Raw genomic sequence first — 13253 nt, 5'->3', positions numbered from 1 at the left:
TGTAGTGGCTATTTAGTAATGCGACAGTTGGGCCAGTTAGAGATGCGACACTCTCGCCTCTCGACGCGCTGGTCAATGTCAACGTTGGGAGCAAGGATGACGACCTTCCGCCTGGTGGAGACCATGAGCGTTCGGAGTCGTGATGTCCTGTTTGATCACCATGTCGCAGAAAGAATTGCATCGCCTCGAAGTCATTCAGAAGATCAATGATCGACGCCTAAGCGTTGTCCAGGCAGCCGAACTGCTCGGCCTCAGCCGAAGTCAGGTGCACAGGCTGCTGCAGGCTTATGATCGGGCCGGTGCAGCCGGTCTGGTTTCAAAGAAGCGATCGCGGCCAAGCAATCGGCGCCACAGCGAAGATTTTCGCAATGCGGTGCTGGATCTGATCCGCGAACGCTATCTGGATTTCGGTCCGACGCTGGCTCGCGAGAAGCTGATCGAACTACATCACATCTCGGTCGCCAAGGAGACGCTGCGCCAATGGATGACCGAGGCCGGCATCTGGGTCTCGCGACGCGAGCGCAAGCAGCGGGTCTTCCAGCCGCGCGGCCGGCGTGACTGCTTCGGTGAACTGGTCCAGATCGACGGCTCGCATCACTGGTGGTTCGAGAACCGCGGCCCCAAATGCGCCCTGCTCGTCTACATCGACGACGCCACCGGCAAGCTGTTGCATCTGCGGTTCGCCGGATCGGAGAACACCTTCGATTACCTGCATGCAACGAAGGCGTATCTTCAGCAATGGGGCAAGCCTCTGGCATTTTACAGCGACAAGCACGGTGTCTTTCGTTCAACCCATGCCTCGGAGAAGGACCGGACGAGCGGCCTGACGCAGTTCGGGCGGGCTCTTTATGAACTCAACGTCGACATCATCTGCGCCAACACCCCGCAGGCCAAGGGACGCGTCGAACGGGCCAACCAGACACTGCAGGATCGACTGGTCAAGGAACTACGGCTGCGCGGCATCGACACGATCGACGCGGCCAATGCCTATGCGCCGGCGTTCATCGAGGATTTCAATCGTCGTTTCGGCAAGCCGCCACGCAATCCGAAGAACATGCACCGGCCGCTGGCCGCACATGAGAATCTCGATGGCGCCATGTGTCGGAAGGAAGTTCGCACGGTGTCACACGCCTTGACGCTACGTTACGACAAAGTGTTGTTCATCCTTGATCCGACTGACCTTTCCAGGCCGTTGGCAGGCAAGAAGGTTGTCGTCTGCGACTATCCGGACGGGCGCCTCGAGATCATGCACGAGAGCTTCGTCCTCCCCTACAGAACCTTCGATACATTGCGATCGGTGCACCGATCCGAAGTCGTCGAGAACAAGCGCCTAGACGACATGCTTTCGATCGTCGCCGCGTTGCAGGCCGGGCGTGAACAGCAGCGCAGTAAGAGCGGCCCTCGCCGCACCGGCCAGACGGATCATATGTTTGGCATTCGCGATGGCAGCCAGAGCAACGGCTATCAGAAGCGCGGCCACAAGCCCGGCCGGCGGACGGACTTCATGAATGATCCGGAGGTCATTGCCAAAAGACAGAAGGCGCTGGCGCGCATGGAGGCAGCGGAATGAGCCGCTGGCACTCATAGTCTCAAAGCTAAAGCCGAAGGGTGTCCCTCACTCGCCCCCGCTCCTCCCTTGCAACCCGGACCAGCCGGGCGGATCGGGGGCTGACCGTCAGCGCCAGCAGAGGTGTCGAGTGTCGCATTTCTAACTGGCTGGCGGCGCCGCATCTCTAATCAGCTGTGACAAAGTTTGTAGCCGGGTACATTCTATTTTCAAGTGCGACATGCCAATGATTTCAATGGTTTCCCTTTGGAGATTTTGGGATGTCACGACGCTGTTCGCAGCTGAATCTGGCTGATCGCCGCCGCCTCTACCACTTTGTCGAACGCCGAGTACCGATCAATGAAATGGCGCGCCAACTCGGCCGTCACCGATCGACGATCTATCGCGAGATCAGGCGCAATACATTCCACGATCGTGAGCTGCCCGAATATAGCGGCTACTTCCCAACGGTTGCTGACGACATCCGCAAAGAGCGGCGGCGGCGTCTGAGGAAGCTGATGCGGCACCCGCAATTACGCGAACTGATCATCGAGCAGCTGAAGGCGCTTTGGTCACCGGAACAGATCGCCGGCCGCCTGCTCGCCGATGGCGTGAGCGCCGTGCGTGTCTGCACCGAGACGATCTATCGCTTCATCTACGGCAAGGAAGATTATGCGCTGGAGCTCTTTCGGCATCTACCGGAAGGCCGCCGCAAACGTCGCCCTCGCCGGCTGACTGATCGGTGGCTACCGCCGCTCTGGGCCGAGTTCGCAAACCAAATTTGACGCCGACATATTGTGTGTATATACACGTAATATGTCCTATTGTTATTGCATCCTGCTGCGCAAGGCCTCGAGACGAGTGACGTCGCTCTATGACGAAGCGTTGGCGCCGGTCGGCGTCAATCTCGCCCAGTTCAGCCTGTTGCGTAACATCCAGCGGGCTGAGCCGATTTCGCTGACGGACCTCGGGCACCGTACGGAATTGGAACGTTCGACCGTCAGCCGAAACGTAAAGGTCCTGGAGAAGATGGAGTTGGTCGCGATGGCGAACGGTCAGGATCAGCGGGAATCGGTTGTCATACTGTCTGACAAAGGTCGCCAGGTCCTGCGTGACGGCGCCCGCCTGTGGGATGGAGTGCAGACGGCAATCGAGGCCAAGCTCGGCGATGAAGCATCTGCCCAACTGACGGCGTTGCTACAGGCTCTCTAGCAAACTCAACACAATCGATCGACGGAAGGAAATGGCCGATGTTCGGACCGGTGCTCGCGCGTTATCTCGCCAAACGCGACATCCATTATGGCTGGGCCGTCGCGGCCGTCACGTTCCTCGTCATGCTGGCGACCGCCGGCGCGATGGGATCCGCCGGTGTTCTGATCAAGCCGCTCGAAACCGAGTTCGGATGGTCGAATGCCGAGATCTCATTTGCGCTTGCCATTCGCCTCGTGCTCTTCGGATTGCTGGGGCCGTTTGCCGCGGCCTTCATGAACCACTTCGGCGTCAGGAAGGTCGTCTCCGCGGCACTGCTTCTGATCGTCAGCGGTATCATTGCGTCGTTCTTTATGACGCAGCTGTGGCAGATGGTGGCGCTTTGGGGTGTCGTCCTCGGCGTCGGCACGGGCATGACCGCGCTGGTGCTCGGCGCCACCGTTGCAACGCGCTGGTTCGACAAAAGGCGCGGCCTTGTCGTCGGCCTGATGACGGCCAGCAATGCCACCGGGCAACTGGTCTTCCTGCCCCTGCTCGCCTCCCTCACCGAAGCGATCGGCTGGCGCACGGCCCTGACCGTCGTCATAGCGGTTCTCACATTTGCCTTCGTGCTGGTGCTCCTCTTCATGCAGGATCGGCCGGCTGACATCGGTCTGGCGCCCTATGGCAGCCGGGCGATCGTGCCCGCCCCGGCGCAGAAGCATAACCTGCGAACCTTGCTGCTTTCGCCACTGAAGGCGCTGCAGGAAGCCTCCCGTTCGAACACGTTCTGGGTGCTGTTTGCGACCTTCTTCGTCTGCGGCTTCAGCACCAATGGCCTGATCCAGATGCATTGGGTCTCGATCTGCGGCGATGTCGGCATCGCAGCGGTCGGTGCGGCAGGCTTCCTGGCGCTGATCGGTGTGTTCGACCTCGTCGGTACGGTCTTTTCCGGCTGGCTTTCCGATCGCTACGACAATCGTTGGCTGCTCTTCTGGTTCTACGGCTTTCGTGGTCTGTCGCTCTTGTTCCTGCCGTTCAGCGGTTTCAACATCTACACGTTGTCGATCTTCGCCATCTTCTATGGCCTCGACTGGGTCGCGACCGTGCCGCCGACGGTGAAGCTGTCGGCAGAACGCTTCGGCGCGGAGCGGGCGGCGCTGGTCTTCGGCTGGGTGTTCACCGGACACCAGCTCGGCGCGGCGAGTGCCGCGTTCCTTGCCGGCGCGAGCAGGACGTCGCTCGAGACATACACGCCGGCGCTCATTGCTGCCGGACTGTTGTGCATCGTCGCAGCACTGCTGGTTCTGACCGTCGGCCGGCGTGCACCGGCGGGCCTGGTGCCGCAGGCAAGCTAGGGCACCAGTATTTGTCGGCCGCGGTTCTCGACTGCGGCCGGCACCGACTTATTGAACGGCCGTCGTCCCGTAAACGAGGTTCGGAAGCCAAAGCGAAAGCTGCGGGAACATGCTGAGCATCATGAGCAGCACCATCATCATCGCGAGATAGGGCAACACTTCGCGCGCATAGGCCATCATCGGAACCTTCAGCACCATTGATGAGATGTACATCAGTCCGCCGACCGGCGGTGTGATGCCGGCAATGGTCAGGTTGGTGATGAAGACGACCCCGAAATGCACGCGATCGATACCGACGCCATCGATGATCGGGATCAGCATCGGCGTCAGGATGATCAGCGCCGCCGAGCCCTCAATCGCAGTACCGATAACGATAAGCAGCACGTTGATCAGCAGCAGCATCAACAGCGGGTTGTCGGTTGCGCCGCCGAGCCAGCTCGACATCGCCTGCGGCACCTGTTCCCAGGCGAGATAGAAGCCGAAGGCTGCGGCCGCACAGATCATGATCATGACCACGGAGGAATCGCGCACCGACTCGGCGAGCACTTCGGGGATCTGTCGGATGGTGAATTCGCGGTAACCGAAAACGGCGACGAACAGCACATAGACGACGACGACCGCGCCGGCCTCTGTAGTCGTAAACAGGCCGTAGCGGGTGCCGACGAAGATGACGACGGGGATCGACAGCGCCCAGAGGCCGTCGACAAGCGCCTTCATGCCTTCGGCGCGGGTCGCCCTCTCCTTGCGCAACGGCTTGTAACCACGCTTCTTGGCAATGAAGTAGGTGGTGATCATTAGGCCGCCGGCAAGGACGAGGCCGGGCACGACGCCGGCTGCAAACAACCGGCCGATCGAGGTTTCGGCGAGGAAGCCATAAACGATGAGACCGATCGACGGCGGTATCAGGCTTGTGATGATGGCGGAGGACGAGGTGATGACCGCGGCAAAGGCACGACTGTATCCCCTCTCCGACATTTCGACGCCGAGGGTTTTCGCAAGCATCGCAGCGTCGGCGTTGGCGGACGCAGTCAAGCCGCCAAGCAGCGTGCCGAGCACCGTGCACATCTGGGCGAGCGCGCCGGTCATATGGCCGACGAGGACATCGGCGAGGTTCAGCAGCCGGCGGGTGATGCCCGAGGCGTTCATGATGCAGCCCGCAAGCACGAAAAGCGGCAGCGCCAGCAGCGACACGGACTGGCTGCCTTCGGCCATTTCCTGGGCGAAGTTGGCAAGCGGGATCATGTCCATGTTGATGAGGAAGAATGCCAGCGCTCCGATCGCCATCGCCCAGGTGATCGGCGTCGATAGCAGGAAGAGCAGGACGACCAGCAGCGACGGACCGGCAAGATGAAAGAAGGTCATATCAGCGATTCCACATTGCGATGCACCCGGGCGGTCCACGGTCTTTCGACGATGAGGTGCTGGACGAACATGCCGGCGGATGCCAGGGCGAGCGGGCCGTAGGAGAGGCTGCGCGACAGGTCGAGGGCGATGGTGTGGACGTGGCGCGAGGTCCAGGCCTGCCAGGCAAACAGCACGGTCATCACCACGAAGAAGACGGCGAGCAGCAGGTAATTGAACCACGCAATTGCCTTCTGCCAGCTCGACGGAAAGGCCGTGACCAGCACGTCGATCGCGGCATGTGTCCCCAGGCGCACGCCTGCAACGGCGCCGAAAAACACGAGATAGGCGAAGGCCATGATCGCCAACTCGTAGGTCCAGGCGGCCGGTTGCGGAAAGATATAGCGGCTGACGACGCCCCAAAGGATCGAAAAGACGATGACGATGAGTGCGACAACGCCGATCGCCTCGTCGGCGCGGCGAAAACTGAGAAGAGGAATGGTCTCTTCCGGCAGGCGTGAGGTTTCCATGGCGGCCTCGGTCACTTGGAGAGAAGGATATGGGCGGCGTCATGCGCCACCCATTTTCGGCTCGGCCGGTCTGGCTGACATTCCGTGTGAGCTAGTTGGCCGATGTGGCGTCGGCGGCAAAGCCGGCGCCCCGTGCAAGCCGATCGGCTGGCCCGCCCTACTCGGCCATCGCCTTCTGCACACGGTCGTAGATGCCGGGAGTGATGTTCGGCACCTTGTCATAGGCGACGCGCGAGGCTTCGACAAAGGCGGGAACATCGACGTCGGTGACGATCTCGACACCGGAATCGGCGAGCTGCTTGGCGTAGGCATCGTCGGTTTCGAGCGTCGTCTCAGTCAGTTCCTTGGCGATCGTCTGCCCCTCCTCCAGGAGGATCTTCTGCAGATCTTCCGGCAGGCCGTTGAAGAACTGGCTGGATGCAACCCAGGCGGTGAACATGATCTGGTGGCCGGTCTTGGAGACAACCTTGCGGGTCTCGTTCAGCTTCGCGCCGGCGATCGAGCCAAAGGGCCCTTCAGCGGCATCGACGACGCCGGTCTGAAGCGCGTTATAGACATCGCCCCAGGGCAGTTCCGTCGGGCGTGCGCCGTAGCTTCCGAAGGTCGCCATCATGATCGGCGAGGACGGCACGCGGATCGTCACGCCGGCAAGATCGGCCGGCGTGCGGACGGCCTTGTTTGAGATGATGTGGCGGTAGCCGAAGAGACCGTTGGGCATGATGATCTTGATGCCCTGCGCTTCAAGCTTGGCCGACAATTCCTTGTAAAGATCCGATGCGAACAGGCGATCCGTCGCCTCGAGGCTTGGGTAGACATAAGGGCCGGCGAGAATCGACATGTCGGGCACGAACTGGCCGAGCTGGCCATAGTCCGTGGCGCTGAGCAGGCTGGCGCCGCTCATCACCATCTCGTTGACCTTCTTCTGCGCGCCGAGCTGGTCGCCGGTCATCACGGTGATCGCGATGCGACCATCGGACCGCTTCTCGACGCGCTCGGAGAAGGTCTTCATCGCCTTGACGATCGGTTCGTTGGGGTTCACCTGCGAGGTCGAGAAGCGCAGGCTGTATTCCTGCGCATTGGCGCTACCGCAATAGGACAGAGCGGCCATGGCGGCCGCGAGCATCAGCTTTTTCATTGGATCCTCCTGTTCCGGACTCCCCTCCGGAATTCATTCATAAGCGAATGAATAAGTTATTTACGAATGAGTCGTGAGCGTCAAGCGCAATGTCTCGAGATAGTTGATGTTATTGTGGGCGGCTCAACGCACGCCGATTGCCGAAAACGGCAAAGCCGCCGCAGAAATCCTGCGACGGCTTTGCCAAGAATACGATGAATGCAGATATTATATATAAATACAGTCGCGAATACGATCCGGACCTTCAACCTGGAAAGGTGTAATCCTCGATGGATTGCGGCTTCATCTCGATCGAAAAGCCCGGCCGCTGCGGCGGCATGTAGGCGGCGTTGCGGATGACGCAGGGATCGAGGAAGTGTTCGTGCAAGTGATCGACATATTCGATCACCCGGCCATCCTTGGTTCCCGACACGGCGACATAGTCGATCATCGACAGGTGCTGGACATATTCGCAGAGCCCGACCCCGCCGGCATGCGGCCAGACAGGGAGCTCATACTTCGCCGCCACCAGCAGGACCGCGAGCACCTCGTTCAGGCCGCCCATGCGGCAGGAATCGATCTGTACGACGTCGATCGCGCCTTCGGCGATGAACTGTTTGAACATGATGCGGTTCTGGCACATTTCGCCGGTCGCGACCTTCACCGGGCCGATGGCCTCGCGGATCTTGCGGTGACCGGCGACATCGTCGGGGCTTGTCGGTTCCTCGATGAAGAACGGCTTGGCAAAGGCAAGCTGCTTGACCCAGTCGATCGCTTCGCCGACTTCCCAGACCTGGTTGGCATCGATCATCAGGTAGCGATCGGGGCCGATCACTTCGCGCGCAATCGTCAGGCGACGAATGTCATCGGCGAGATCGCGCCCGACCTTCATCTTGATGTGGTTGAAGCCCTGGTCGATCGCCTCCTGCGCTAACCGGCGTAGTTTGTCGTCGTCGTAGCCGAGCCAACCGGCAGACGTCGTATAGCAGGCGTAACCTTCGCTCTTCAGCGTCGCGATGCACTCGGCCTTTCCGGGCTCGGCGCGCTTGAGGATCGCCACGGCCTCGTCGCGGGTCAGCACATCCGTCATGTAGCGGTAGTCGACGATGTCGGCGATCTCCTCCGGCGACATGTCGGCGACGAGTTGCCAGACGGGCTTGCCGGCTTCTTTGGCAAGCAGATCCCAGACCGCGTTGACGATGGCACCGGTCGCGAGATGAATGGCGCCCTTCTCGGGCCCTATCCAGCGCAGCTGGCTGTCGCTGGTCAGGTGTCGCCAGAACCGGCCGGGATTGGCGAGGATCTCTGCTGTGTCCTTGCCGACGACGAGGTGCTGCATGGCCTTGATCGCCATGCAGCAGATGTCATTACCCCGCCCGATCGTGAACGTCAGGCCGTGGCCCGCCAATCCGGGGTGATCAGTGTCGAGGATGACATAGGCCGCGGAATAGTCGGGATCCGGGTTCATGGCATCGGAACCGTCGAGGCTCTGCGATGTGGGAAAGCGCAGATCGAAGACGCGCAGATCGGTGATGCGGGTCATGTTTGCTCCAATGTGTATAAATCAGTCGTCCGCGCGCACGGACTGCTTCTGTGTGCCGAGACCCTCGATGCCAAGTTCGACGACATCGCCGGCCTTCAGGTAACGCGGCGGTTTCATGCCCATGCCGACGCCCGGCGGCGTGCCGGTCGAAATGATGTCTCCTGGCTGCAGCGACATGAATTGCGAGAGGTAGGAAACGAGATAGGCGACGCCATAGACCATGGTCTTGGACGAGCCGTTCTGCATCGTCTCGCCGTTGACCTTGAGCCACATCGGCAGGTTCTGCGGATCGGGGATCTCCTCCTTCGTCACCAGCCATGGGCCGGTCGGACCGAAGGTGTCGCAGGACTTGCCCTTGGTCCACTGCCCCTGGCGCTCGATCTGGAATGCGCGCTCCGACACGTCGTGAATCGTGCAATAGCCGGCGACATAGTCGAGGGCTTCAGCTTCGCTTACATATTTCGCCTTGCGGCCGATGACGACGCCGAGCTCGACTTCCCAGTCGGTCTTCTCGGAGCCGCGCGGAATGACGAGGTCATCGTTCGGGCCGACGATGGCCGACGTCGCCTTCATGAAGATGATCGGCTCGGAGGGAACGGTCGCACCGGTTTCGGCGGCATGGTCGGAATAGTTGAGGCCGATGCAGATGAATTTGCCTGTGCCGGCGACGCAGGGGCCGAGGCGCGGGCTGCCGGCAACGGCCGGAAGGCTGGCGAGATCGAGCTTGCTCAGTTCCGCCAACTTGGCAGGATCCAGCGCCGCGCCCGAGAAATCGGCAACATGGCCCGAGAGATCACGCAGCGTGCCGCCGGCGTCGATGATTGCAGGCTTTTCCTGTCCCGGTTCGCCATAACGAAGAAGTTTCATGGTGTCTTATCCCTGATGTGAGTGCTCAGATGGTCCAGCCACCATCGATGGCATAGGCCTGTCCGGAGGTATAGGTAGCGCCGGCGAGGTAGAGGGCGAGATCGGCGATCTCTTCCGGCGTGCCGATCCGTCCCATCGGCTGGCGGGCGATGAAGGCGGCCCTCGCCGTGTCGTAATCGCCCTGTGCCCGCATGCGATCCTGCAGCGAGGGGCTTTCGACCGTGCCGGGGCAAATCGCGTTGCAGCGGATGCCGTCGGCGACATAGTCGGCGGCGACGGATTTGGTGAGGCCGATGACGGCCGCCTTGGTCACGCCATAGGCAAAACGGTTCGGCACGCCCTTGATGCTCGATGCGACCGAAGCCATGTTGATGATCGATCCATCCTTGCGCGAAAGCATGCCGGGCAGCACGGCGCGGATGGTGCGGATCATCGCCTTGACGTTGAGATCGAAGGCGAACTCGAGATCGGCATCCTTCATGTCGAGGATCGATCCGGCATGGACGAACCCGGCGCAATTAAAGAGCACATCGACCTGGCCGATCTTGGCAACCAGCGCCTCGACAGCGCTGCCATCGAGCACATCGAGCCGATGGGTCTCGACATCGGCTTCCGCAGCAAGTGCTGCGAGCGCGTCGACGTTGATATCTGTGGCATGCACCTTCGCGCCGGCCCTGGCAAAGGCAAGTGCTGTGGCGCGGCCGATGCCCTGGGCTGCGGCGGTGATCAGGACGACCTTACCCGAAAGACCCGTTGTCATTGTTGATCCCTCATGCTTTGCGTTCGACGACCAGGATATGGTCGGCGGCAAGGACGACCTCGCCACGCTGGTTGATAACTTCGCATCGTTCGACGACACGTCCCGTCTTCGGCCGCTTCGGATCGTCCTCCTTGGCGCAGATCGTCACGCGGGTGCGGATGGTGTCGCCGATATGAACCGGACGCACGAACCGTAACCGATCATAGCCATAAGAAAAGGCGACCGGATTGATCAGTGACGCGGTAAGCCCGACGCCGATCGAAAAGATCATGGTGCCATGGGCGATCCGCTGTCCGCCGGGCAAGGTCTTGGCGAATTCGGCATCCATATGGTGCGGGAAGAAGTCGCCCGTGTGTCCGGCATGGACCACGAAGTCAGTCTCGGTGATCGTGCGGCCCGTGGTCTGCCTGACATGGCCGAGTTCGTAGTCTTCGAAATGGATTGTCTGTTCTGCCATCATCACCGTCCGGGAAGTGGCGCGATCGCGGTTGCGGGCCGCGCGCTCGATTGGTAGGCGGCCTCGACCAGCGCCATGGTCTGCCATGCGTCGTCGACGGAGCCGATCAGTTGTTCGTCCTCGCCGCTGACGAAGCGCTGCAGATTGGCCATGCGATTGGAGAAAGCGTCCGGGAACCAGGCGCCCCTGAGCGGCACTTCGACCCATTCCGCGCCGCCAGCGGGCCGGATCCAGAGTTCGTCGGGCTCGCCGCGCGGATAGTCGAGATTGACCCCGAGCTTGACGTAGGCGGCACCCTCGGTTCCCGCGATGCGGAACTCGCAGGCCTGGAACTTGCGGCCGAAATCGTGGTCGTGATTGACCGACAGCACGCAGCGCACGCTGTCACCATAGTCGAGAATGGCCGCCGTGCGGGTCTGCGCCACCTCATGATTGGGATGGCCGATCGTCTTGGCGTGAACACCGTCGGGATTGCCGAGCAGCCCGCGGATCAGGTCGAGATAATGGATCGAATGCATGGCAATCTCGATCCGCGGCAGGCCTTTCAGGAACGGCCAGAGGCCCCAGGGTGTGGCGAGCGCAATCCATGCGTCGAAGTCGACGACCCGGCCGAGATGGCCCTTGCCGATCGCATCGCGCAGCGCCAGCATCATCGGGGCAAAACGCAGCTGAAAATTGACCGCTGCCTTCAGCTGCCGGTCGCGGCAGATGTTGAGAATCTCCGTCGCCGCATCCAGATCTCCGCCCATCGGCTTCTGGATCAGGGCGCCCGCGCCAATTGGCAGTTTCGACAGGATTGCCGCATGCGCGGCCGGCGGCGTTGCCAGATCGAAGATTGCATCGGGGATCGCCAGCGCCTCGGCCTCGGTGGCAAACGCCCGAATGCCCCACGCGGTCGCAAGCGCTGCTGCCTTCTCGACATCCGGGTCGAAGATGCCGGCGACGGGAAAGCCTGCCTTGCGATAGGCCGGAAGATGCGCGTCGCCGACGATGCTGCCGGCGCCGAAGATGACGATCGGCCGCGGCTTCTCAGGTGTCGGCCAGGATTGCTGCAGATCTGAAGGGTCGAAGTGGTCAGTCACGGTGGGGAGTCTTCCCATCGTGGTGAAAAACTTCCTCCATCATCGCCCACCACTCGCCATCCCCGCGCGTTTCGAGCGGCTTCTGGCAGGGCATGCACACCGACCACCATTCCTGGTTCTTCGGGTGTGCGGCCATCCTGGCCATATCCGCCGCGAAATCCTCGCCGACATACTCCCAGTAGCCGAACAGCAGGTTCTCCGGCTCTTTCAGGAAGATCGAATAGTTCGTGACGTTGCATTCGGAAATCAGCGCCAGGATCTCCGGCCAGACGGCGGCGTGCAATTTCTTGTATTCGGCGATCTTTTCGGGCTGAAGACCGATCACCATTCCCATCCGTTGCATGGCGACCTCCTCTACTTCACAAATTCCCGGGTGAATTCATCGATCGAGCGCGCCTTGACGGCATCCCAGTCCCAGGCAATGCCGATGCCGGCTTCGGACGGTGCGATCGCGCGTCCATTGCGGATCTCCATGCCCTTCGTCGTCAGTTCATCGAGTTGCGGAATGTACTCCACATATTTGCCGTTCGGCACGGCGCAGACGAGGCTGACATGCAACTCCATCAGGAAGTGCGGGCAGACCGGAATATCGAACGCCTCGGCCGCATGGGCGACCTTCAGCCAAGGGGTGATGCCGCCGATGCGGGCGACGTCGACCTGGACGATCGAGCAGGCTCCCTTCTGCATGTATTCCCGGAAATGGCGGATCGAATACATGGATTCGCCAACGGCGATCGGGGTCGGGGTCGAGCGCGTCAGGCGGATATGGCCATCGAGATCGTCGGCCGGCAGCGGTTCCTCGATCCAGGCGAGATCCAGCTCCTTCAGGCGTGCGGCCCGGCGGATCGCCTCGTCGACGGTAAAACCCTGGTTGCAATCGGTCATGATCTCGAAGCCGTCGCCGAGCGCCTTGCGCATCGCCGACAGTCGATCATAGTCCTCGGAGCCGTGCGGCTTGCCGATCTTGACCTTGGAACCGGAAAAGCCTTTCGCCTTGGCCTGGAGCGCATCCTCAACGAGGGCCTCCTTTTCGATATGCAGCCAGCCGCCTTCGGTGGTGTAGAGCGGGCAATTGTCCTTGGCGCCACCGGCGAGCTTCCAGAGCGGCAGGTTCTGCTTTTTCGCGCGCAGATCCCAGAGCGCCACATCGACGGCGGCCAGCGCCAGCGCCGTTATCGGGCCGATGGTGGTGGCGTGGGTGGCAAATTCCATCTTGTGCCAGATGGCCTCGATGCAATCGGCGTCCTCGCCGACCAGGATCGGAACGAGGTGGTCGGACAACAGGCGCATGACGGAAGAGCCGCCTGTGCCGATCGTGTAGCTGTAGCCGGTGCCTGTCGCGCCATCGGAATCGGTAATCGTGACGATCGGCGTTTCCTGGCTGACGAAGCTCTGGATCGCGTCGGTCCGCTTCACCTTCGGCTGTAGATCGACCATACGCAGTTCAATTTTCTCGATCCTTGCCAT

13 protein-coding genes and 1 pseudogene are annotated in these 13253 nt (G+C 61.4%); 4 read left to right on the top strand and 10 right to left on the bottom strand.

All coding sequences use genetic code 11. The features are described 5' to 3' along the window. The first annotated feature begins 142 nt into the window (after positions 1–142). The 4 genes and pseudogenes from BC360_RS21715 to BC360_RS21700 all read left to right on the top strand — a co-directional run bounded on the left by BC360_RS21715 (position 143) and on the right by BC360_RS21700 (position 4092). On the top strand, positions 143–1570 hold the full coding sequence (locus tag BC360_RS21715; protein WP_065796883.1) for an ISNCY family transposase: 1428 nt from the start codon (positions 143–145) through the stop codon (positions 1568–1570). 257 nt (positions 1571–1827) lie between these two features. After that, positions 1828–2277, top strand: a pseudogene (locus BC360_RS21710) (transposase); the annotation flags it as partial. Between the two features lie 85 nt (positions 2278–2362). Beyond that, entirely contained in the window at positions 2363–2758 is a 396-nt protein-coding gene (locus tag BC360_RS21705) for a MarR family winged helix-turn-helix transcriptional regulator (RefSeq protein ID WP_065796881.1), read from the top strand. A 38-nt stretch (positions 2759–2796) separates the two neighbouring features. Further along, a complete protein-coding gene (locus BC360_RS21700) occupies positions 2797–4092 on the top strand; it encodes an MFS transporter (RefSeq protein WP_065796880.1) in 1296 nt (431 codons plus the stop codon). Positions 4093–4140: 48 nt separating this feature from the next. On the opposite strand, the gene BC360_RS21695 is transcribed toward BC360_RS21700, so the two are convergent. From BC360_RS21695 to BC360_RS21650, 10 genes are all read right to left on the bottom strand, one after another. Beyond that, positions 4141–5454: a TRAP transporter large permease gene (locus tag BC360_RS21695; protein WP_065796879.1), complete on the bottom strand. Its 1314-nt coding sequence runs from the start codon at positions 5452–5454 to the stop codon at positions 4141–4143. After that, positions 5451–5963, bottom strand: a complete 513-nt coding sequence (locus BC360_RS21690; protein WP_065796878.1) for a TRAP transporter small permease — start codon at positions 5961–5963, stop codon at positions 5451–5453. The genes BC360_RS21695 and BC360_RS21690 overlap by 4 nt, the downstream gene beginning before the upstream one ends. A gap of 157 nt (positions 5964–6120) precedes the next feature. Continuing rightward, a complete protein-coding gene (locus BC360_RS21685; RefSeq protein ID WP_065796877.1) occupies positions 6121–7098 on the bottom strand; it encodes a C4-dicarboxylate TRAP transporter substrate-binding protein in 978 nt (325 codons plus the stop codon). A gap of 244 nt (positions 7099–7342) precedes the next feature. After that, positions 7343–8620, bottom strand: a complete 1278-nt coding sequence (locus BC360_RS21680) for an L-fuconate dehydratase (protein WP_065796876.1) — start codon at positions 8618–8620, stop codon at positions 7343–7345. Between the two features lie 21 nt (positions 8621–8641). Then, positions 8642–9487: a fumarylacetoacetate hydrolase family protein gene (locus tag BC360_RS21675; protein WP_065785502.1), complete on the bottom strand. Its 846-nt coding sequence runs from the start codon at positions 9485–9487 to the stop codon at positions 8642–8644. 25 nt (positions 9488–9512) lie between these two features. Then, positions 9513–10247 (bottom strand): SDR family oxidoreductase, encoded by a 735-nt coding sequence (locus BC360_RS21670; RefSeq protein WP_065796875.1) that lies wholly within the window; start codon positions 10245–10247, stop codon positions 9513–9515. A gap of 10 nt (positions 10248–10257) precedes the next feature. Then, a complete protein-coding gene (locus BC360_RS21665; RefSeq protein WP_065796874.1) occupies positions 10258–10704 on the bottom strand; it encodes a MaoC/PaaZ C-terminal domain-containing protein in 447 nt (148 codons plus the stop codon). A 2-nt stretch (positions 10705–10706) separates the two neighbouring features. Then, complete coding sequence (locus BC360_RS21660; RefSeq protein ID WP_065796873.1) at positions 10707–11786, bottom strand: Gfo/Idh/MocA family protein; 1080 nt, start codon at positions 11784–11786, stop codon at positions 10707–10709. Then, positions 11779–12129, bottom strand: a complete 351-nt coding sequence (locus tag BC360_RS21655; protein ID WP_065796872.1) for an L-rhamnose mutarotase — start codon at positions 12127–12129, stop codon at positions 11779–11781. The genes BC360_RS21660 and BC360_RS21655 overlap by 8 nt, the downstream gene beginning before the upstream one ends. Before the next feature lie 11 nt (positions 12130–12140). Beyond that, complete coding sequence (locus BC360_RS21650) at positions 12141–13253, bottom strand: mandelate racemase/muconate lactonizing enzyme family protein (protein WP_065796871.1); 1113 nt, start codon at positions 13251–13253, stop codon at positions 12141–12143.

The organism is Ensifer sp. LC163 (assembly GCF_001695855.1).
GTDB lineage: Bacteria > Pseudomonadota > Alphaproteobacteria > Rhizobiales > Rhizobiaceae > Ensifer.
The sequence above is the reverse complement of the archived record's forward strand: the minus strand, read 5'-3'. Positions and strand labels throughout refer to the sequence as shown.